General features: G+C 62.9%; 24 protein-coding genes. 9 read left to right on the top strand and 15 right to left on the bottom strand.

Annotated elements, in window-relative coordinates; translation table 11 throughout:
- Positions 1–8: 8 nt before the first annotated feature.
- The 13 genes from DXC67_RS07065 to DXC67_RS07010 all read right to left on the bottom strand — a co-directional run bounded on the left by DXC67_RS07065 (position 9) and on the right by DXC67_RS07010 (position 6,550).
- Positions 9–599 (bottom strand): single-stranded DNA-binding protein, encoded by a 591-nt coding sequence (locus tag DXC67_RS07065; protein ID WP_117637861.1) that lies wholly within the window; start codon positions 597–599, stop codon positions 9–11.
- Positions 596–949 (bottom strand): hypothetical protein, encoded by a 354-nt coding sequence (locus tag DXC67_RS07060; protein WP_117637860.1) that lies wholly within the window; start codon positions 947–949, stop codon positions 596–598. The genes DXC67_RS07065 and DXC67_RS07060 overlap by 4 nt, the downstream gene beginning before the upstream one ends.
- Positions 950–1,522 (bottom strand): ERF family protein, encoded by a 573-nt coding sequence (locus tag DXC67_RS07055; protein WP_199410671.1) that lies wholly within the window; start codon positions 1,520–1,522, stop codon positions 950–952.
- Between the two features lies 1 nt (position 1,523).
- Positions 1,524–2,534 (bottom strand): DUF1351 domain-containing protein, encoded by a 1,011-nt coding sequence (locus DXC67_RS07050; protein ID WP_117637859.1) that lies wholly within the window; start codon positions 2,532–2,534, stop codon positions 1,524–1,526.
- Positions 2,535–3,818 (bottom strand): ParB/Srx family N-terminal domain-containing protein, encoded by a 1,284-nt coding sequence (locus tag DXC67_RS07045; protein WP_117637858.1) that lies wholly within the window; start codon positions 3,816–3,818, stop codon positions 2,535–2,537. It abuts the gene before it with no gap.
- Positions 3,806–4,102 (bottom strand): hypothetical protein, encoded by a 297-nt coding sequence (locus DXC67_RS07040; protein WP_117637857.1) that lies wholly within the window; start codon positions 4,100–4,102, stop codon positions 3,806–3,808. Before DXC67_RS07040 ends, DXC67_RS07045 begins: the two co-directional genes overlap by 13 nt.
- Positions 4,103–4,144: 42 nt before the next feature.
- Complete coding sequence (locus DXC67_RS07035) at positions 4,145–4,555, bottom strand: hypothetical protein (protein WP_147327766.1); 411 nt, start codon at positions 4,553–4,555, stop codon at positions 4,145–4,147.
- A 143-nt stretch (positions 4,556–4,698) separates the two neighbouring features.
- Positions 4,699–5,064 carry a RusA family crossover junction endodeoxyribonuclease gene (locus DXC67_RS10400; RefSeq protein WP_158551309.1) on the bottom strand — a complete coding sequence of 122 codons (366 nt, stop codon included), beginning with the start codon at positions 5,062–5,064 and terminating at the stop codon, positions 4,699–4,701.
- Positions 5,061–5,459 (bottom strand): hypothetical protein, encoded by a 399-nt coding sequence (locus DXC67_RS10395; protein WP_158551308.1) that lies wholly within the window; start codon positions 5,457–5,459, stop codon positions 5,061–5,063. The genes DXC67_RS10400 and DXC67_RS10395 overlap by 4 nt, the downstream gene beginning before the upstream one ends.
- Positions 5,447–5,647: a hypothetical protein gene (locus DXC67_RS07025; RefSeq protein WP_117637854.1), complete on the bottom strand. Its 201-nt coding sequence runs from the start codon at positions 5,645–5,647 to the stop codon at positions 5,447–5,449. Before DXC67_RS07025 ends, DXC67_RS10395 begins: the two co-directional genes overlap by 13 nt.
- Before the next feature lie 88 nt (positions 5,648–5,735).
- Entirely contained in the window at positions 5,736–5,918 is a 183-nt protein-coding gene (locus DXC67_RS07020) for a hypothetical protein (RefSeq protein ID WP_147327764.1), read from the bottom strand.
- A 67-nt stretch (positions 5,919–5,985) separates the two neighbouring features.
- Entirely contained in the window at positions 5,986–6,324 is a 339-nt protein-coding gene (locus tag DXC67_RS07015; protein ID WP_117637852.1) for a hypothetical protein, read from the bottom strand.
- A gap of 28 nt (positions 6,325–6,352) precedes the next feature.
- Complete coding sequence (locus DXC67_RS07010; protein ID WP_117637851.1) at positions 6,353–6,550, bottom strand: helix-turn-helix transcriptional regulator; 198 nt, start codon at positions 6,548–6,550, stop codon at positions 6,353–6,355.
- A gap of 101 nt (positions 6,551–6,651) precedes the next feature.
- Between DXC67_RS07010 and DXC67_RS07005 the strand changes: the two genes are divergently transcribed.
- The 9 genes from DXC67_RS07005 (at position 6,652) to DXC67_RS06965 (ending at position 17,876) form a co-directional block, all read left to right on the top strand.
- Positions 6,652–7,332 carry a LexA family transcriptional regulator gene (locus tag DXC67_RS07005; RefSeq protein ID WP_117637850.1) on the top strand — a complete coding sequence of 227 codons (681 nt, stop codon included), beginning with the start codon at positions 6,652–6,654 and terminating at the stop codon, positions 7,330–7,332.
- A gap of 2 nt (positions 7,333–7,334) precedes the next feature.
- A complete protein-coding gene (locus tag DXC67_RS07000) occupies positions 7,335–8,846 on the top strand; it encodes a recombinase family protein (RefSeq protein WP_117637849.1) in 1,512 nt (503 codons plus the stop codon).
- 637 nt (positions 8,847–9,483) lie between these two features.
- Positions 9,484–10,362, top strand: a complete 879-nt coding sequence (locus DXC67_RS06995; RefSeq protein ID WP_055251009.1) for a patatin family protein — start codon at positions 9,484–9,486, stop codon at positions 10,360–10,362.
- A gap of 194 nt (positions 10,363–10,556) precedes the next feature.
- Positions 10,557–11,000 carry a 50S ribosomal protein L13 gene (gene rplM / locus DXC67_RS06990; protein ID WP_022094635.1) on the top strand — a complete coding sequence of 148 codons (444 nt, stop codon included), beginning with the start codon at positions 10,557–10,559 and terminating at the stop codon, positions 10,998–11,000.
- A 2-nt stretch (positions 11,001–11,002) separates the two neighbouring features.
- Entirely contained in the window at positions 11,003–11,398 is a 396-nt protein-coding gene (gene rpsI, locus DXC67_RS06985; RefSeq protein ID WP_022094634.1) for a 30S ribosomal protein S9, read from the top strand.
- Between the two features lie 123 nt (positions 11,399–11,521).
- The gene (gene glmM, locus DXC67_RS06980; RefSeq protein WP_117637848.1) at positions 11,522–12,859 is read left to right on the top strand and encodes a phosphoglucosamine mutase; all 1,338 of its coding nucleotides are present in this window, start codon (positions 11,522–11,524) and stop codon (positions 12,857–12,859) included.
- 100 nt (positions 12,860–12,959) lie between these two features.
- The gene (locus DXC67_RS06975) at positions 12,960–13,427 is read left to right on the top strand and encodes a PTS glucose transporter subunit IIA (RefSeq protein ID WP_316242586.1); all 468 of its coding nucleotides are present in this window, start codon (positions 12,960–12,962) and stop codon (positions 13,425–13,427) included.
- 272 nt (positions 13,428–13,699) lie between these two features.
- Positions 13,700–14,428, top strand: coding sequence for a glucosamine-6-phosphate deaminase (gene nagB, locus DXC67_RS06970; protein ID WP_055251013.1), 729 nt, complete (start codon positions 13,700–13,702; stop codon positions 14,426–14,428).
- Between the two features lie 448 nt (positions 14,429–14,876).
- Positions 14,877–17,876 carry a BTAD domain-containing putative transcriptional regulator gene (locus tag DXC67_RS06965; RefSeq protein WP_117637847.1) on the top strand — a complete coding sequence of 1,000 codons (3,000 nt, stop codon included), beginning with the start codon at positions 14,877–14,879 and terminating at the stop codon, positions 17,874–17,876.
- Positions 17,877–17,945: 69 nt separating this feature from the next.
- Here DXC67_RS06965 and DXC67_RS06960 read toward each other — a convergent pair whose 3' ends face one another.
- Together DXC67_RS06960 and DXC67_RS06955 are read right to left on the bottom strand one after the other, a co-directional pair.
- The gene (locus tag DXC67_RS06960; RefSeq protein WP_117637846.1) at positions 17,946–18,245 is read right to left on the bottom strand and encodes a YhbY family RNA-binding protein; all 300 of its coding nucleotides are present in this window, start codon (positions 18,243–18,245) and stop codon (positions 17,946–17,948) included.
- A 158-nt stretch (positions 18,246–18,403) separates the two neighbouring features.
- On the bottom strand, positions 18,404–19,230 hold an 827-nt coding region (locus DXC67_RS06955), incomplete at its 5' end, for a methyltransferase domain-containing protein (RefSeq protein WP_199410669.1).

Raw genomic sequence — 19,230 nt, 5'->3', positions numbered from 1 at the left:
CGCCTTCCCTAAAACGGGATGTCCTCGTCGTAGAGATCGGGCATGGCCTGCTGCTGCGGCATGGCCTGCTGCTGCGGCATGGCCTGCTGCTGCGGCGCGGGCTGCTGTGGCGCGTACGCCTGCTGAGTGGCCGGCTGCGGCGCGTAGGCGGGCTGCTGCGGCGCAGGTGCCGGGGCGGGGCGTCCCTGGCCGTACGTGCGGGCCTGCGGCGCTTGCGGGGCCGCCTGGGGCGCGTACTGCTGCGGCGCGTAGCCCTGCTGCTGTTGCTGGCCGCTCATGAACTCCAGCTCGTCCACCACGACCTCCAGCGCGCTGCGCTTCTGGCCGGTCTGCTGGTCGTTCCAGCTGCGGTAGCGCAGCTTGCCCTCGACAGCCACCTTGCTGCCCTTGGCGAGGTACTGCGCCAGCTTCTCGCCGCGGGTGCCGAACAGCGTGCAGTCCACGAAGTTCGGGTAGTCCTCCCACTGCCCGGTCTGCTGGTTCTTGCGGCGGTCGTTGACGGCCACGCCCATGGACAGCACGGACATGCCGCCAGACGTGGAGCGCAGCACGGGGTCGCGGGTCAGGTTGCCGGATATGCACACGCGGTTGATGCTCATAGATACCCTCCTTGGGTTACGTCCCCGCTGTTCCAGATGCGGGTGATCTGCGCGTCTACCATGCGGATACGCAGCTTGATTACGTTGATGGCCTCCTGCGAGGCCTTGTAGATGGCCTCGGAGCAGTCGCGGCGGCGCTTGGCCTCCGCTATCTGCTCCTGGCCCCGGCACACGTCGCCGATGATGGTGACGGGCGTGCCCTTCTGGCGCTCGTTCAGGATGGCGATGCGCAGGGCCTTGCGGTACTCGGCCTCGTTCTCGGCGTACTGGCAGCCCGACTCCTTGCAGGTCTTCAGCTCGGCCTCCAGCCTGTCGGTCAGCTCGTCCAGCTCCTCGGTGAGCGCCTGCATCTACTCCACCTGCCAGTCGGGGCGCGGGCAGCACGGGCTGTTGGCCACGAACTCCATGTACTGCGGCATGCTGGCGAACTGGTAGCGCGCCCCGCAGCTGCGGCAGTGGGCTGTGAAGGGGCCGTCTGCGGGCGGCTGCTTCTCCTCGGGCGCGGGCTGCTCCTCCATGGCGTCGGGATCGCTCTGCCCGTCGATGGCGAACGCGCCGCACAGCGCGTACTTGCGGGCGTAGCTCGACGCCATGCCGGTCACCTGGGCGTCGTCCGAGCCCTTCTTGTGCTCGTCCTCGCGGGCGTAGGCGCTCACCTGCAGCAGGCCCTCGCCGCCCTCGGCGGGGAACACGCACGCCGTGGACTTCACGTAGTAGCGGTCGCCTATCTGCACCAGCTCGTCGGTCATGAAGAACGCCAGGCCCTCCTTGGCGCACGGCTCCTTCAGCGCGGCCACTATGTCCTCGTAGCTGCGGTAGCTGAACTTGCCGAAAGCGTTGTACTTGGCCTTGGGCACCACCACGGCGCGCTGCACGCGGGCAACGGCCGCCATGAGGTCGATGGACTGCTGTTCCTGGGTCATGCTAGTAGCCTCCGTTCATCCGCTCGTAAACCTGGCCCACCGTGCCGTGCATGATGGTGCCCACGACGCCCTGCGCCTTGAGGGCCGCCGCGACGCCCTGCATCTGCTCGCGCGTGGCGCACGGCACCACGACCGTCCACGGGTCGCCCGCCATGGCCACGGGTGCCGGTGCGGGCGGCGCTGGCGGCACCGGGGCGGGCATGGGCGCGGGCTGCGGCTCGGGCATCTGCTCAAGCGGCTGCGGGAACTCTGCGGGCTGGCATTCCGCGGGCTCGGGCACCGCTTCGGGTTCGGGTTCGGGCTCTTCCACGGGTTCCGGCTCCATGGCCGCCTTCAGCTCGGCGATGCGCCGGCGCTCCTCCTCGGCCTTGTGCGCCGCCGTTATGGCCGCGCCCAGGTCCAGGGTGGCGAACAGCTCGCGCTCGGCCTCGTCGTAGAACGGCTCGCCCTGGAACTGCGCCTTGAGGGTTTCCCAGTCCTGGGCCAGGCGCTCCACCTTGGCCTCCAGGGCCTTGAATGCCTTCACCTCGCCGAAGGTCTTGTTGGTCCACTGCTTCTCGTGGAAACGCTCATAGGGCACGACGGGGGCCAGCAGCCCGGCGAACTCCTCGTAGTGCTCCCGCAGCTTGGCGTACGCGCGCAGCTGGCGCTCCTCCTCGGCCTCGTCCAGCTGCGCCTTGATGCCGTCGGCTGCCTGCTTCGCGATGCCCGCCACGGCCTTGCACCTGTCCTCGAACGCGGCCAGGGGCTTCGTGTACTCGCGGCTCACGGCCTTGCGGCGCTCGTCTATCTCCTTGGCGATGCCGTTGAGGTAGGCGCGGTCGCGCTTGGCGGCCTTCACGTTCTCGTCCTTGCCCATGTCGTAGGTCGCGCCCTCGTAGTCGGCCACCAGCCTGCGCACGTGCGCCTCCAGGGCGTCGAAGTTGGCCTCGATCACGGCGGGGGAGTACGCCACGGTCAGCTCTGACGCCTCCTCGGGCTCGATGATCTCGGCCTCAACTGCTTCGCTCATTTACTCCTCGCTTCCCAGGCGCGCCATGCACGCCTCGTAGGTTTCCGTCTCGGCCGCGTTCGGCTCGTAGCCGTCGGCCTTCATGGCCTCGTAGATGATGGTCACGTTCTCGACCGTCGCTCGGTCGAAGTACACGGAGCTGCCGCCTTCCATGAGGTTCCAGGCCGTCCAGCCGCTCATGTTCCACGCTGCCCGCCAGCCCATGGCCACGGCCAGCTCGGTGGGCGTGCGGTCGATGGGTCGGCCCAGCAGCTCCTCGAACGATTCCACGGCCTCGGCCTCCATGACGAACGCGGTCAGCGCCAGCGCCGTGCGGCGCATCGACTTGAGGTCGCCGGCATGGGCGGCCAGCCACTCGCGCCTGGCCTTCGCGCCGTCCTCGTAGGCGGCCTGGAAGTCGGCCTTGCGCTGGGCTGCGGCCTGTGCGGCCTCGTCGGCCCCCTCGGCCACCGGCGCCAGCAGGGTCACGCCGAACGACGTCTCCTCGGCCAGAAGCCCCGAGCCCGCGTTGTCGGCCACGTAGGCGTCCAGCGCCGCCAGGTCGGGGCGGTAGTCGGAAAACGTGCGGCATGCGGCGAAGCCCTCGGGGCATTCGTCGACGAACTCGACGCCCGCGTCGGCAAGCACCGCCACCACCTCGGCGCGGTTGCGCCTCTGCTCGGCCTTGGCCTTCAGGCCCGCGTACACGCGCTGCCATTCGGACTGCTTGCAGTCGCGCAGCTCGGCCACGGCCTCGTCGTCGCCCTCGAACTCGGCGATGGCGGCCAGGCGGTCGAGCGTCATGTCGTAGGCGGCGTCCTGCACCCTGCGGGCGGCGCGGCGCGCCTTGGCCACGGTGCCCGCGTCGGTGCGGGCGGCCACGGCCACCTCCTCGTCGGGAATGTCGAGCGCCAGCATGGTCTGCACGCCGCGCGACTTCTCCTCGGCGGTCAGCCCCAGCTTGGCGTCGGTCTCCACCATGGCCTTGGCGGCCTCCACGCGCGCCAGCTCGGCGTCGTCCAGGTCGTCGTAGACCTCGGCGAGGAAACGCTCGGTGCCGATGGCCCTCATGGCGCGCACGCGGCACTCGCCGTCGATGATCCAGTAGATGCCGCCCTCCTTGTACAGGATGGGCTTCATGACGGGCTGGCCGGGGTTGAGGCGGTTGGCCTTGAACTGCGCGGCCAGGCCCGCGATGTGCTCGGCGCTCTCCCTGGTGGTGAAGTCGCGCGGGTTCATCGGCTCGCCGTCGGCGCGCTCGTAGGGGTACACGTCGCAGATCGCGACCTCCTCTAGCGATTGCATGCGCGGGCCTCCTCGTCTACGACCACGCGGCACTCCATGCCCACCAGGCGGGCGCGGCACGCCACGCGGGCCACCTCGCCCATGAGCGCGATGCGCCTGGTGGGCACGGGGCCGTTCTTGATTTGCGCGGCCATGCAGGCGGCCCCCATGTTGAACGCCTGGCGCATGGCGGCGTCGAAGCCGCCGTCGCCCGGCTCGGGCACGGGGACGGCGCGCTCGATGCGCTTCAGGATGCTGTCCACCGTCTTGTCCGCGACGGTCTTGCTGATGATTTCCGTGAGCATTTGGGTCTCCTAACTGGGAAAACTAAAAGTGATAAAAACTTTTCAGGATTTCGGAACTTTTTTCTCTATGCGCTCCTTGCGCTTCTGCGCCGCCTTGACCCTGCGGTACAGGTAACGGCACAGCCACCGCTCCATGGCCTCGTCGTGCGCCTCTGCTGCCTTGTCGGCGGCGTAGCGGCTCATGCCCGAGGTGTCCGGGGCCTGCGGCATGGGGTCGGCGCGGCTCTCTCGGCCGCACTCGGTGCGCTCGTAGGTGCGGCGCTCCTCTGCGGTCAGCCTCGGCAGCAGCTCGGCTATGCGGGCCTCTATGGCCTCAAGCTGCTTCTGGCGTCTGCACGGTTCGCAGATGCCGTCCTTGCCGAGGGTCGCCCTGCGGCACCCGCACGACGGGCACAGCTCCAGGCGGTGGCGGTAGCAGCGCAGGGACACGTGGCCGCCGCTGGCGTTGATCACGCGCCGCGCGTTATCCAACTGGTTCTTGGACAGCCGCAGCTCGCGGCGAATCTCGCGGGCGGGCACCTTTCCCGCCAGCTCGGCTATGCGGTCGAGGTCGGCCTTGCGCCACGCCCTGTGCGGCCTGCCCTTGTCTCGGCGGGTCACTCGTCGCTCACCTCCACGACCACGCGGGGGCGCGCCCTGTCGGTGAGCACCCTGTCGGGGCACTGCTCCACGTACTTGCGGGAGTCGTCCTTGATTACGCCCGCCGCCACCAGGCCGTCGAGCACGAACTTGCGCGCGAAGCCCACGTTGTCGGCGTCGCGGCGCATGTCGGGCTCGTAGAACGTGGTGCGCACGGTCACCCGGCGCTCGAAGCGCGGCGCGCGCTGCTGCATGGCCGCCGCCCTCACGCGCGCCGTCTCGCGCTTCTTCATGGCCGCCGCCTTGTAGCGGTTGGCGCGCTCGGCGCTGATGTAGTCGTTCAGGCTCGGCATTCGGCCCTCGACCGTGACGGTGCACCTCATTGCGCGCCCCTGTCGTAGATGCCCTGCGCCTCGGTTAGCGTGGATGCGGCGAAAACGGCTGGGCCCACGATGGCCTCCCACGTGCCCACCAGGTCCACGGAGTCCACCGGCGTGCGGCGGAAGCTCACGGCGGCCAGCATGGAGGGGCGCTGCAGCACCATGTAGCGGGACAGCACGCTCCACAGGTTGTGGTCGCGCTTGAACTCGCTGGCCTCGCTCACGGTCATGCCGTTCTGGCACGCCAGGGTGTACACGTTGTCGCGCTGGATGACGTGGCCCTCCAGCATCAGGCGGTAGCAGATGCGGCGCAGCTTCGCCCATGTATCGGGGTTCGAGGCAACCCAGCCGCACGCCTTGGCCACGAGGGCCTGGGCCTTGGCGTCTACCTCGGCCATACTGTTGCCTCCAGCGCCCATGTGGCGGCGATGCACGCGCAGACGAACAGGGCGGCGAAAACGGCCTGCAGCCTCTCGCGGCGCTGCTCGGGTGTTACACTGGTCTCGGTTCGGAAGTGAACCGTTGCGGTGCGCGTCTTTCGCTTGCCGGCTGCGACGCGCACCCTCTTTCCCTTGATCTTTTCCATTCCTGGAACTTCCTCTCGTTCTCTGGGTCCTTGTAGAACTCGCGCATCATGGCGGCGCACTCGTCGCACATGGCGCGCTGTATCGGGGTCATTCGCCCGCGACGCCCGGCAGAAGCAGCGGGGCGTCCTCGTAGGCGACCTCACCGGTGTCCCTATCCACGAACATCACCTCCTGGTCGTCGTACACGTGGATGTTGAGCATCTGGCCCGTGAACTCCACCAGCTTCGGGATGAAGTCACGGAACTTCGGGTCCAGCTCAAACTGCAGCACGCACTTGCCGCTCTTCACGTTGAGGGCGGTGAACCCCCCCCCGTACGGTCACCTCGTTCAGCATGGCCTACTCCTTCTCGTCGTACGCGGTGTCGCGTGCGATGGTCTTAAAGTCGGTGCTCCAGCCCTTGCCGTTCACGCTGAACTGCACGGAGCTGTAGACGTTGAACTGCATGCCGCCGAGCTCGAACCAGGTCGTGCTCGCCTCCAGAAGCTCGATGACGCTCGTCTGGAAGCCCCACATGGCCGCGATGCGGCGCTTAAGGCTGACGTGCGTCTCCTCCATGCAGCCGTTCTCGGCCAGCTCGAAGTTGACGGCCACGCGCTTGCGGTCGTCGATGAGGTGGTCGAGCGTTTTGCCGATGATCTCGGCGACGAACTCGGGCTGGTGGCTCTTGGTGGTCATGGTGTGTCTCCTTTTCTGATAGGTAAATCTAATTACAGTTCGAAGCGAAAAAAATTTCTTCGGGTTTGTAGCCCAAGAAGTCGGCGGCCTTTTTAGCCGTCTCGATGCGCATACGGTCGGGGTGGTCTTCATAAACATCGTATGTAGGTCCTGAAATGCCCAGATGTTCAGCCATTGCCTTCTTGGTTACGCCCTTGCTCATGCGCGCCTGCTTGAGTGACTTCATACTCCCTCCTTTCTGTCCATAACTGTAATTAATCTTCAGAACACGGTCAAGATTAATTTTGGTAAAATTGAAAATAAATTTAAGTCCTGGAAGGAGTTAAGATGCCGATATCCGACAACATAAAGAAGTTACGGCAGATTTTCGACGTTACCCAGGATGAACTGGGTGAGATTGCAGGTGTGACAGGTAACGCCGTTTCGCAGTGGGAAAATGGCCGCTCCGAACCCCGTATGGGAGCTATTGAGCGCATGGCGGCCTGCTATCAGATTAGTAAGTCACACCTTATAGAAGACGGCGGAATGGATCAGATTGACCCCGTGACCAAAAAGCCCAAGGGCAGCCCCTATATGCCCGCCGGTGCCATGCCCGTGGTGGCCAGCAGCGCCACCGTGCCGCTGCTCACGCTCGGGCGCGTGCACGCCGGCGCGCTCGCCGACGAGGAGGAGATAGCGCACCGCGTTGAGGTTCCCGCCTCGGTGTGTGCCGGGCACCCGCGCGCGTTCGCCCTGGAGGTCGAGGGCGACTGCATGAACCGCGTCATACCCGAGGGCAGCCACGTGCTGGTCGACCCCGACCACCAGCCCGCCAACGGCTCCATAGCGGTGGTGGAGACCGAGGACTACCGCGCGGTCATGCGCCGCTGGTACAAGGGCACCACCAAGCTGATGCTGTCGGCGGACAGCTTCGAGGACTACGAGGACATGATTTTCGGCATGGACGACGGCCCCGTGCGCGTGATCGGCACGGTGGTGTGGTTCCAGGCCGCCGACGAGATGGAGTAGCCGTGGGCGGGCGCGCGGCGATATACGCCCGCTTCTCGAGCCACAACCAGCGCGGCGAGTCCATAGAGATACAGGTGGAGAAGTCCCGCTCCTACTGCGCCGAGAACGACCTGCGCGTGGTGGCCACGTACTGCGACTTCGCGCAGACGGGCACCAACACCGACCGCGCCGAGTTCCAGCGCATGATGGCCGACGCCAAGCGAGGGCTGTTCGATTTCGTGGTCATATATAAAGTTACCCGAATCATGCGCAATCGCGACGAGATGGCCATGGCGCGCATCATGCTGCGCCGCTGCCGCGTCGAGATACTGTACGCGGGCGAGGACATTTCGGACGGCTCGGCGGGCGTGCTGCAGCTGGGCATGCTGGAGGTGCTGGCGGAGTACGAGAGCGCGCTCGACGGCGAGCGCATACGCGACGGCATACAGAAGAACGCCGAGCGGTGCATGGCCAACGGCTGCGTGCGCTACGGCTGGGACATAGTGGACGGGCGCTACGTGGTCAACGAGGAGGAGGCCGCCGCCATCCGCCTGGGCGTGCGCATGGTCTTGTCGGGCAAGTCGGTGGCCGACGTGGTGCGCGCCTGGGAGCCGTACCGCACCAAGCGCGGCGGCAAGTGGCGCTTCCAGACGGTGCGCCGCATACTGATGCGGCGGGAGAACGGCGGGGAGTACCGCTACGCGGGCGTGGTCGTGCCCGGCGGCATGCCCGCCATCGTTCCCATGGATGACGAGGAGAGGGTGATACGGATGCTTGAGGACTCGCACAGGCCCCGCGCCAAGACCGAAGCGTGGGACTTCCCGCTCACGGGCAAGCTCTACGATGGGCGAGACGGCGGGCTGATGACCGGCACCAGCGGAACGGGCAAGTCGGGCAGGCCCTATCACTACTACCGCTGCCGCAGCTGCGGGCGCACCGTGCGCCGCGATGTCGTGGAGAAGCGCGTGGCCGACGCCGTGCGCGAGGCCCTGGGCAGCGCCGACAGCCGCGAGCGCATCGCTCGCATGCTGGCCGACGCCGAGGAGGAGCGCGCCGACGAGAAGCCCTTGAGCGAGACCATAAAGGGCGAGCTGGCCAAGATCGAGACGGCGTTCTCCAACATATGGACGGCCATCGAGTCGGGCATCGCGCCGCCGGGCGGCAAGGAGCGCATAGACGCGCTGAAGCAGCGGCAGGCGCTCCTCAAGGACGAGCTGCGCACGGCCGAGGCCATTGAGGCCGCCCGCCTTGACTACGACCGCGCGCTGTTCTGGCTTGAGGGCATGGCCGCCGCCGAGGTGGACGACGCGCAGCTCCTGCGCACGTTCGTGGCGCGCGTGGTGCTGGGCGGCCCCGACGATGACGACGGCCTGCGCGTGGCGTTCACGTTTGACGATTCTGCTGGCTTGGGCGATAATCCGTCGCTGCCTGGCGCTATAGGTCCAGGTGGCGAGGTGTTCGACCGAATGAACGCCAGCTCCACCATAAGTAACAGGCAGGTAGAGAAGTGTCTCTACCTGCCTTTTTATTTCTAGTCCGCACCGCGGAGAATCGAACTCTGTGCAGGGCGCGGGCGTTAAGAAAACGCGTAAGCGTTTTTAGCCCGCGGGCGAGGACGCCGGCAGGCGGCCGAAGCCGGTGCGGATTTGCGAAGCAAATACGCGGATTCTCCGCGCAAAGCCTCAACCCCATATAGATGCGATGTTATCGAATCTCAGCCCGCCATGCGCCGCATCAACGGATCCCCCCGCACCGCGGAGAATCGAACTCTGTGCAGGACGCGAGCGTAAAGAAAACGCCGCGTCAACGCAGGCCGGGACACGCTTTCCCAATGGCGGCCCAGGCGGAAAGTCCATCCCGGAATCCGCGCTCAGACTGGGACGTAGTTTCCGGATGGCGCCTCAAGCGGAAACTGCGACCCGGAATCGAGCCGTAGAGTGGGACATGCTTTCCCAATGGCAGCTCAAGCGGAAAGCGCGTCCCGGAATCTAAGCTCGGAATGGGATTCATCTTTCTGATGACGGGCTCAGCGGAAAATGCGACCCGGAATTTGCTCTGAGACCGGGACGCGCTTTCCCGTCGACTGCCCCGACCCCTTAACTCCAAAACCTGCGCGCTCGCCGTCCCAAAACTGGGTAGAAGAAAGTCAAAACGCAATCGCAGGAGGTCAATATGACTGCAGAAGATAAGGCAAAGAACGCCGGCAAGGTCGCGCTCGTCTTGGAGGGTGGCAGTTTTCGTGGGCAGTTTACCGCCGGCGTGCTCGACGTTCTCATGGAGGCCGGTGTCGAAATTCCGGCGGTATATGGCGTATCGGCCGGTGCGCTCAACGGCGTCAACTACAAGTCACACCAGATCGGTCGCGTCAATCGCATCAACCTGACCTTCTGCAATGACAACCGCTACATGGGTGCCGCATCCTTCGCATCCACGGGCTCCATCGTGGGTTACGACTTTATCTTCAACGATATCCAGGACCGCCTGGATCCCTTTGACAACGAGGCGTTCGACGCGAGCCCCATCGAGATGTACGCCGTCGCGACGGACATGCTGTTTGGAACCGCTGCCTACCTGCCGGTCAAAAGCGCCGTGCTCGACCTCGATGCTGTGCGCGCCTCCACCTCGCTGCCGCTGGTGACGCCGCCGGTCGAGATCGACGGGCACAAATACGTCGACGGCGGCGTGGCCGATTCGGTTCCTATCGAGCATGTGCTCGAGGAGGCGGGCTTCGACCGTGCGGTCGTCATCGTCACCCAGGACCGCTCGTACGAGAAAAAGCCCTACGAGTTTATGCCTGCCGCGCGCGCCCGCTATGCCGACTACCCCTACCTGCTCGAGGCTATCGAGACGCGCCACGACCGCTATAACCTCCAGCGCATGCACCTGTGGAAGTATGAGCGCGAGGGCCGCGCGCTGGTCATCGCTCCGCAAAAGCCGGTCGAGGTCGGCCATGTCGAGCACGATCCGGCAAAGCTTTTGGACCTGTATATCCAGGGCCGTCAGGAGGCAAAGCGCCTGCTCGCGGAAATCCAAGAGTTCGTTGAGCGCTAGCGACGGCGAACCCTCAAAAAATGACAACAGCTAAAGAGTTGGAAAAATCACGGCTCGTGGATGACATGTGCAGAAACTCTGGTCGGAGCCAAAATACCTGTTGACTCGTACGGCGAGCGGGGTAATATGGACGGGTTACTTGCAGAGCCCCGTGAATCTCTGTAACAACACGTACTGTACATGGAGGAGTCTAAGTGATTTCGAAATCGACTCACTACGCCAAGCAGGGCGAGGTCCAGCGCAACTGGGTTCTCGTCGACGCCGATGGTGCTGTCCTGGGCCGTCTTGCCACCCAGATCGCAATGATCCTGCGCGGTAAGAACAAGCCCCAGTTCACGCCCAACAGCGACTGCGGCGACTTCGTTGTCGTCATCAACGCCGATAAGGTCCAGCTTACCGGTAACAAGGCCGACACGAAGACCTATTATCGCCACAGCGGCTACAACGGCGGCCTCAAGGCTGAGAGCTTCCGCCAGGCTATGGAGAAGCACCCGGAGAAGGTCATCGAGCGCGCCGTTCGCGGTATGCTGCCCAAGACCACCCTCGGCCGTGCCCAGATGACCAAGCTTAAGGTCTACGCTGGTGCCGAGCATCCGCACGCTGCCCAGAACCCCACGAAGATTGAGCTGGAGGCTTAAAGATGGCTGAGAACACCGTTGTCTACCAGGGTACCGGCCGTCGTAAGAACGCCGTCGCCCGCGTCCGTCTCGTCCCCGGCACCGGCAAGGTGACCATCAACAAGCGTGACGCCGAGCAGTATTTCGGCCGTCATCAGCTCGTTGAGAACGCCCTTGCTCCCTTCAAGGTGACCGACACCGCCGGTCAGTTCGATGTCATCGCTCTGTGCGATGGCGGCGGCATCTCCGGTCAGTCCGGCGCTCTGCGCCTGGGCATCGCCCGCGCTCTTCTGAACGCTGGCGACTACCGTGCTGACCTCAAGAAGGCCGGTTTCCTTACGCGCGATGCTCGCGTGGTCGAGCGCAAGAAGTACGGCCTCAAGAAGGCCCGCCGCGCTCCCCAGTTCTCCAAGCGCTAAGGTTTTATCTCCTTACGAGATACAATGTACAAGCGGGGCCTGCCGATTCCTCGGCGGGTCCCGCTTTTCTTTTTCGACTAGGGTGGGCGGTTGCATATCGCCTGCTAGGGAAGGAGCGATCCTATGCCCCAGAACATCTTCGGTACCGACGGCGTCCGTGGCGTCGCCAATGCCGACCTCTCGTGCGACCTCGCGTTTCGCCTGGGCCGCGCGGCGACCAAGTTCCTTGGTCCGGATATCTGCGTCGGCCGCGACACGCGTCTTTCGGGTACCATGCTCGAGAGCGCTCTGACTGCCGGCATCATGGCCGAGGGCGGTCGTCCGCACTGCTGCGGCGTCATCCCCACGCCTGCCGTGGCGCTGCTCACCGTCCAGAACGAGCTCGACGGCGGCATCGTCATCTCTGCTTCGCATAATCCGCCGGAGTTCAACGGCATCAAGTTCTTTAGCCGCAAGGGCATGAAGCTTCCCGATGCGGTCGAGGAAGAGATCAGCGCCTGGGTCATGTCCGAGGAAGCCATGGCTGCCGACACGCTGCCGACCGGTGCCGGCGTGGGCCACATCATCAAGATGAAAGACGCCCGCAAGGCATACGTCGACCACGCCATCGATACGCTTGATGGCCTGAGGCTCGATGGCCTGGTCGTTGCCGTCGACTGCGGTCATGGTGCTTCTTGCCAGACCACGCCCGCCGCGCTGCAGCGCCTGGGTGCCACGGTCCATGCCATCAACACCGATTACTGTGGCACTGACATTAACGTTGAGTGCGGCTCCACTCACCTTGAGCCCCTGCGCGAGCTCGTGCTGCGCACCCACGCCGATATCGGCCTGGCCCACGACGGCGACGCCGACCGCGTGCTGTTCGTCGACGGCGAGGGCAATGAGATCGACGGTGACTACATCCTGGCTATCTGCGGTTCTGACCTCGCCGCCCGCGGCAAGCTCGCCAACTCCGAGATCGTCTCGACCGTCATGTGCAACCTTGGCTTCTCCATCGCTATGAAGGAGCAGGGCTTCGAGATGGTTCAGACCGCCGTGGGGGACCGCTACGTTTTGGAGCGCATGCTCGCGGATGGCGCCGTCATCGGCGGCGAACAGTCCGGCCACATCATCTTCCTGGAGCACAACACCACCGGTGACGGCCTGGTGACGGCTCTGCAGCTGCTGGCCGTGCTCAAGCGCACCGGTCGTACCCTCACTGATCTTGCCGGCATCATGAAGAAGTACCCGCAGGTACTCGTCAACGTGCATTCCGACAACAAGGCCGGCCTGGACGATTGCCAGCCCATCTGGGATGCCGTCGCTGCCGCCGAGAAGGAGCTTGACGGCCGCGGCCGCATTCTGGTGCGCCCGAGCGGTACCGAGCCGCTGGTCCGCGTGATGGCCGAGGCCGAGACGCACGAGCTGACCCAGCGCGTTGTCGACGACATCGTCGAGGTTGTCAAGCGCGAACTTCCCTAATGGTCAAAAACGGGTGCCAAGTGGTAAACTGTTAAGGTTATTTGATTGATTGGTATGTCCGAGGGGGAGCATGTTCACTAAAGTCCTAAGGTCTTTTGGTATGCGTGGTCGAGTCCTTACGCTGGATGCTCCCATCTCTGGCGACGTCATTCCGCTCTCCGAGGTAAACGACCAGACGTTTGCCACCGGCCTTTTGGGCCAGGGCGTGGCGATTCAGCCTACCGGCACGCGTGTGATTGCGCCGGCAGACGCCAAGGTCGAGGCCATTTTTCCCACGGGTCACGCCGTTGCGCTCAACACGGTCGATGGCCTAGACGTGCTCATCCACGTTGGTTTGGACACTGTTCAGCTTGAGGGCAAGCATTTTAGCGTGCATGCACAGGTGGGCGATGTCGTCCATAAGGGTGACGTGCTCATCGAGTTCGATCGCGAGGCAATTGCTGCCGAGGGCTACGATGTGACGGTTCCCATCTTGGTGTGCAACTCCGTTGAGTTCTCGAGTATCAAGGGCTCCGTTGGTGCGCATGTCGAAGAGATGGACCAGCTCATCGTTGCTCGCGAGCGCTAGCAAGTGCACGTGGCCATTAGCCTACAATTCAAACACGTTTATGGAGGGTGCCCTTGAAAGAGGGCGCCCTCCGTGGCAAGATGGGATTTGTCCGAAGCTAAACGGCTTTGGGTCACCGTGGACGGGCAGGGGCCTCGACGCGGCTAGACACGAGACACATACATTACGCGACCTCGCCCTGGTGGCCGCACACGTTGGTTGCGGCCGACGCGGGCCGCGGGCAAGTGCTTGTAAGGGGAGCCTTGCCTCTCTTGTACGAGAAAGGACGCGTAATGAAGATCATTAAAGCTAAAGACTACGAGGATATGAGCCGCAAGGCCGCCAATATCATCTCGGCTCAGGTTATCCTCAAGCCCGATTGCGTGCTGGGTCTTGCCACCGGCTCCACCCCGATCGGTGCCTACAAGCAGCTCGCTGCTTGGTACGAGAAGGGCGACGTCGACTTTGCCGAGGTCAGCACCTACAACCTGGACGAGTATCGCGGCCTTTCGCACGACGATCCCCAGAGCTATCACTACTTCATGCGTGAGAACTTCTTCGATCACATCAACATCGACCTGAACAACACGCATGTGCCCGACGGTTCCAACCCCGACGCCGCCGCTGCCTGCTCTGAGTACGACAAGATCGTCGCCGCCGCCGGTTACCCGGATCTGCAGCTGCTCGGCATTGGCAACAACGGCCACATCGGTTTCAACGAGCCCGATGACCACTTCTCCAAGGGCACGCACTGCGTCGACCTCACCGAGAGCACCATTCAGGCCAACAGCCGCCTGTTCGACAGCATCGACGATGTTCCCCGTCAGGCCTACACCATGGGTACCCAGACCATCATGTATGCCCGCATGATCCTAGTCGTCGCCAACGGCGAGGCCAAGGCTCAGGCCGTGCATGACATGTGCTATGGTCCGGTTACGCCCGCGTGCCCGGCTTCGATCCTGCAGCTGCACACCAACTGCGTTGTCGTTGCCGACGAGGCCGCCCTTTCGCTCTGCGAGTAGCGCGAATCCTGCATCTCGACATAGCCTTGCCTAAGGCCTCCGCTTTGCGGGGGCCTTTTTGTTATCCCTCTCCGCCCGCTTGACCAAAATCTTGCCGCAAGCTTGACGAATGCCGGATGCCCAACAGCTTGATTCATTCCATACCAGATTCTATGCAAAAATGCCACTAAAAGGTCGTAGACGGTAGCGGGTGCTAGGCGAGTTGAATGACATAGCTGAACCTTGTTCATTTGCGTTACACTGCCGCTTAGATGGGACAAGCTGACAAGCTCATTTACCTGCTTAAAGACCGATTAGTCGGGGGATTAATAACAATCGGCCCTCGCTGTACAAAAACTTGCCGCTTGCGTACCAAAAGACAACCTAAAACGCAAGGTCGCTCTATTCATAGCGCGGCTTGTATGGTCTTGCGGTTACAGTGTCCATACGGTCGAGTTGAGGAGCGGGCATGGTAAACGATTTGGGCAGTATGGACGACCTCGAGCTGATGCCGCTGGGCGGTGGCTATATGGTGCGACGCGAACGCTTGATGAATGAGCTTCTCGCCAAGGGCCGAAAGGCCGGCATCGTGGTTCTTTATGCGCCCGACGGGTTTGGGAAGACCTCGGTGCTGCTGCAGTACACCCATGAGGTTAAATGCGACCCGACGCGAGGCCCCGTGCGGATTATCGAGGCCGATCGCGCCACTGGGCGCGAGGTGTTTATGCAGCTCGAGGTGGTCACCGAAGAACTCAAAGACAAACCGCACTCCCTTATCGCGATTGATAATGTGCCAAACCTCGATCAGCGCGATACCGAAGACCTCATCGACAGGATTCGCGGCCTGCGCGCTATGGGGGTGGGGGTCTTTATCTCCTGCCGTCCTTCAAATCGTCAACTGATTCATGGGCTGGGCGATTCGGTTAAGATCAATGCGCAGATGCTCAAGGTGCATGCCTATGAGTATTCGGCGTGGGCATCGGCGTTTTCGATCAGCACATCGCTCGACTTTTATCAGCTCACGCAGGGCGTGCCCGAGCTCGTTTCGGCATTGCAGACGGGTCTGTATGGCCAAGGCGACGTAGCCGGTCTGCTCGAAAACGAGATTGTCAACGTATATGGCGCGGCACTTGTCGACCTGGCTTCGCTCGACAATAATGCACTGTTTTGCGTGGCATGTCTCATGATTTTGATGGGCGAGGGCAATATCGCAGAACTCGAGGCTTGCGGGGTGAGGCTATCGATGGTCGACCAGTCCTACTTCGTACGCGACTACCCGATCTTTGGCTTGGACCCCGCCGAGCGGAGTTTTACGTGTCTGGGCACGGAGGATAACGGACGCTTGCGCTTGCGTAAGTTGGTGGCCGAGGTTCGCCCCGAACTTGTTCCGAGGGCGGCCCGGATTTTGCTTAAGGCGGGCCGATGCGATGCGGCGATGGGCCTGGCGGACGCCTTTTTGGACCGTGATGCGGTCCTTGAACTTGCTGGGCAGTATGGGGTCGATCTGGCTCTGACGGGGCACGGGGCCGATATCTGCCGAGCAGCGCTGGGCACGATCGATGCCGAGGATCCGGCTCCAGAGCCAACGCCTGCCGAGGCGCTTGGCGTATATCTGGCAGCGGTCAGCGTGTCCAATACAAAGCTCGCTCGCTATATGGCATCGGTCATCGAGCGCGGGGGCGAACGGGCGGCCTGCGAAATAGACCCTGTTTCATGGAGGGTGGCCCAGACACTGACGGCTGTTTGCTATGGGGACAACGGGCTTGGGCTTCCTACGAACCTGACCGTGCCAGAAATCGAGACATCCCATACCGCACTCGATATGTTGTCCGCGCATATCGAGGTCAAGCGCTGCCTGACCGAGCGGGGAGATGACGGCGGCGTTCTACAGCAGCTCAAAACGAGCAAGGCCTACGACTGTGAGCTCGACATCGCGGGGATTGTTATACGGGCCGATAACATGCTGGTGGAGCTCTTTGACGGGTCGTTTACGGGAACCGACGAGCGCGACGACGAGATGACGGTGGTGCGGGAGGCGCTCGACGTACGTGGGCTTAAGGCGATGGCTATCTGGGTGCGCATGGTGCTGGCGGCACGGCGGCTCCTTTCCGGCCTGCCGGTAACCGACGACGCGGCGTTCAACGAGCTCGATCGTTTTGCCGTGCGCATGCGCGATAATCAGATTCAGCTGTTTGGCCTGTTGCTAGAAGGCTGGCAGTCGCTGGCAGAGGGACGGCCGGTTAATGCAAAGTTCCGTGCGGTCCAAGTGCTCAAACTTGCCGAGGAGTCGATTGCGTACATGCGCGATAACGCATTGCTGCTGGAGCGCGCGGCGTATCTGCGTAACACCTCGATGGTTTCGGTGCGTGAGGAAGCGGAGTTGCTCGATATAAGCCAGACGCAGGTTGGTGGAGCGGAGGCTTGGATGGTGGCGCTGCATTTGGCCTGTGCGGGCCGAGACAGCGATCTTGCGGCCTGGATGTCCATGAATCGTGCGGGGATTCTGGAGCCATCGTATCGGCTCTTTGCGCGCCTTGCCATGCATTGTCTGGGCGAGCCGGCGACCAGGATTCGCAAGAAGCTTCCCGTGCGCGAGCTGTCGCGGTACTCGCTGCGCGACGATTTGGAAGGGGAGGGCGAGCGCCTGTTCCAGGCCGGCGAGGTTGAAGCCGTTGATACCATTGACCATATCGAGATTCGCATGTTTGGTGCGTTTCGCGCCGAGCGCGACGGGTTTCCCATCACGGACAAAATGTGGCGCCGCAAGAAGGCGGCGACACTTGCCGAGCGGCTTGCGCTGGGCATGGATGCGCTCGTCGATCGTGAGACGCTGGCCATGGAGTTGTGGCCCCATGCCGAGTTCAATAGCGCCCGCAACAACCTGTACTCGACGATATCGCGCTTGCGGTCGGCTTTGGGACCGACGCCGGATGGCAAGTCGTGTGTGCTCATCCAAAATGAATGCATCGGACTCAACGGCGACTACGTCAAGACCGATGTACGGCTGTTTGACCAGATAAGCCGCGAGGTTTTGGGAAATCGCACGGGTGCGCGCGGGCCCCATTTAGTTGAGCTGTGCCTTAAGATTGAGCAGCTTTATGCCGGGCCGCTGTATGTTCCCAATGGCTGTAACCCCACCTACTTTTTGCGTATGCGACGCATTATGCAGTCAAAGTACATCGATTGCATGATTAAGGGAGCAAATGCCGCCCTAGAAGAAAACGACCTGCAGTCGGCGATTTGGCTGGCGGAGTCGGGGCTTCGACAGGAAACGGCGCGTGAGGATATGGTGCGCTGCGCCATGCGCGTCTACAGTGCGGCGGGGCGGCGGCGCGATATCGTCGAGCTGTACAGCGGGCATATGCACCATCTGAGGGAGCAGGTCAATGGCGTGCCCGAGCCCGAGACGCGGCGTCTATACGAGCGCTTGGTGGAGGGGCGGCTCAATCGCGTGCTGGTCGAGCGATAAAAAACGGGCGCCCGAAGTATTTGGGCACCCGTAAGCTTGCCATGTGCTGGCTCGCCGGATCATTGGCTCTTAGACGAGCTCGATCTTCTCGATGTCCTTGCGCGAGGACTCGCGATACAGCGAGAACTTGCGGCCGATGACCTGGACGACCTCGGCGTGGCAACGCTCGGAGAGCTCTTCGGCGGCCTCGCGGGCGGAAAGACTGGAGCCATCGAGCACGGAGCACTTAACGAGTTCGTGCTTCTCCAGGTAGGCGACCGTCTGCTCGACGGTGCCCTCGTTGACATCGGACTTACCGATGATGATGGCGGGGTTGAGATGATGGGCCATGCTGCGAAGTTGCTTGACCTGGGCTCCTGTCAGTGCCATGGGTTCTCGCTTTCTATGTATGGGGCGCCCCGCGACGGGGCCTTAATCTACGTGAGCTGTCCCACGATAGCGCAGGAACGGCGCGGTGTGGAGTGCGTTTGCCCAGTTCAAAAAGAATGCGGATGCCGAGGTGATGGGCAGTGCGGGCTGTGAACGGGCTACGAGCGGGATTCAGAGACCGGTTCCCATGCAATAAACGCCCAGCGAACCTTACGGATATGGTCGAGCATATAGCGCCCCTGCGGCACGCCCTTGGAGCCCGGCTCGCCGGCATGGGGGTTTTCGATCATGTGCTGAGCGATATAGTCGCGCAGGCGGTCGATCTTATCCTCGTTGCCATGCTCGAGCATACGGGAAAAATCCGCCACGCCTGCCTCAAGGCTATCGAAGGTATCGCGACGAGGCGATTCAAAGTATGTAACCTGCGGCAACGCACCCATCTGAATGAGGATGTTGAAGGCGTACACAAAGCCATTGCTGCAGGTAACCGAGGCACCAATGGCGTTCATCAGGTGCAGATCATAGCGCGGGCTGGAGTTGGCGACCATCGTGACAGCACAACGGCGACGAGCCGTTCGATCAAGCTTGGCAAGCGCGCCTTTTAGGTTGGTCGTGGTGACAGAACGACTGGCAAAGGCAACATCTACCGCTTTCGCGACCGGTCCAACCAAATCCCAATCATCATCCCAAGCAAGCTCAAGCGGTGTAATGCGATCCTCGAGCCCATAGTACTCAATGCCAGCATCAAGCGTGCCCAACATAGCAGGGGAAAAATCAGCAGCAATCACGGGATGACCAGCCTGAGCAAGCGGAATAGCAATCGACCCAGCCCCACACCCCATATCAAGCACCGACTCGCCAGGCTTTAACGCCAACAGCTTTATAAAATCCCGGGCATACGGAGCAGTCTCAAGCGGCCGAAAATGCCGAGCCCTTTTATCCCACTCAAAAGAATCATCAGCCCGCCGCCGACCAGCCTGCAGGC

The sequence above is a fragment of the Collinsella sp. TF07-1 genome (assembly GCF_003437235.1).
Lineage (GTDB): Bacteria > Actinomycetota > Coriobacteriia > Coriobacteriales > Coriobacteriaceae > Collinsella.
This window is presented reverse-complemented; position numbering and strand designations above follow the sequence as displayed.

What these genes read in the sequence shown, in the direction of transcription:
- DXC67_RS07065 (WP_117637861.1), bottom strand. Translation starts at nt 599, where the DNA reads ATGAGCATCAACCGCGTGTGCATATCCGGCAACCTGACCCGCGACCCC.
- DXC67_RS07060 (WP_117637860.1), bottom strand. Translation starts at nt 949, where the DNA reads ATGCAGGCGCTCACCGAGGAGCTGGACGAGCTGACCGACAGGCTGGAG.
- DXC67_RS07055 (WP_199410671.1), bottom strand. Translation starts at nt 1,522, where the DNA reads ATGACCCAGGAACAGCAGTCCATCGACCTCATGGCGGCCGTTGCCCGC.
- DXC67_RS07050 (WP_117637859.1), bottom strand. Translation starts at nt 2,534, where the DNA reads ATGAGCGAAGCAGTTGAGGCCGAGATCATCGAGCCCGAGGAGGCGTCA.
- DXC67_RS07045 (WP_117637858.1), bottom strand. Translation starts at nt 3,818, where the DNA reads ATGCAATCGCTAGAGGAGGTCGCGATCTGCGACGTGTACCCCTACGAG.
- DXC67_RS07040 (WP_117637857.1), bottom strand. Translation starts at nt 4,102, where the DNA reads ATGCTCACGGAAATCATCAGCAAGACCGTCGCGGACAAGACGGTGGAC.
- DXC67_RS10400 (WP_158551309.1), bottom strand. Translation starts at nt 5,064, where the DNA reads ATGAGGTGCACCGTCACGGTCGAGGGCCGAATGCCGAGCCTGAACGAC.
- DXC67_RS10395 (WP_158551308.1), bottom strand. Translation starts at nt 5,459, where the DNA reads ATGGCCGAGGTAGACGCCAAGGCCCAGGCCCTCGTGGCCAAGGCGTGC.
- DXC67_RS07025 (WP_117637854.1), bottom strand. Translation starts at nt 5,647, where the DNA reads ATGGAAAAGATCAAGGGAAAGAGGGTGCGCGTCGCAGCCGGCAAGCGA.
- DXC67_RS07015 (WP_117637852.1), bottom strand. Translation starts at nt 6,324, where the DNA reads ATGACCACCAAGAGCCACCAGCCCGAGTTCGTCGCCGAGATCATCGGC.
- DXC67_RS07010 (WP_117637851.1), bottom strand. Translation starts at nt 6,550, where the DNA reads ATGAAGTCACTCAAGCAGGCGCGCATGAGCAAGGGCGTAACCAAGAAG.
- DXC67_RS07005 (WP_117637850.1), top strand. Translation starts at nt 6,652, where the DNA reads ATGCCGATATCCGACAACATAAAGAAGTTACGGCAGATTTTCGACGTT.
- DXC67_RS06995 (WP_055251009.1), top strand. Translation starts at nt 9,484, where the DNA reads ATGACTGCAGAAGATAAGGCAAAGAACGCCGGCAAGGTCGCGCTCGTC.
- rpsI (WP_022094634.1), top strand. Translation starts at nt 11,003, where the DNA reads ATGGCTGAGAACACCGTTGTCTACCAGGGTACCGGCCGTCGTAAGAAC.
- glmM (WP_117637848.1), top strand. Translation starts at nt 11,522, where the DNA reads ATGCCCCAGAACATCTTCGGTACCGACGGCGTCCGTGGCGTCGCCAAT.
- DXC67_RS06975 (WP_316242586.1), top strand. Translation starts at nt 12,960, where the DNA reads ATGCGTGGTCGAGTCCTTACGCTGGATGCTCCCATCTCTGGCGACGTC.
- nagB (WP_055251013.1), top strand. Translation starts at nt 13,700, where the DNA reads ATGAAGATCATTAAAGCTAAAGACTACGAGGATATGAGCCGCAAGGCC.
- DXC67_RS06965 (WP_117637847.1), top strand. Translation starts at nt 14,877, where the DNA reads ATGGTAAACGATTTGGGCAGTATGGACGACCTCGAGCTGATGCCGCTG.
- DXC67_RS06960 (WP_117637846.1), bottom strand. Translation starts at nt 18,245, where the DNA reads ATGGCACTGACAGGAGCCCAGGTCAAGCAACTTCGCAGCATGGCCCAT.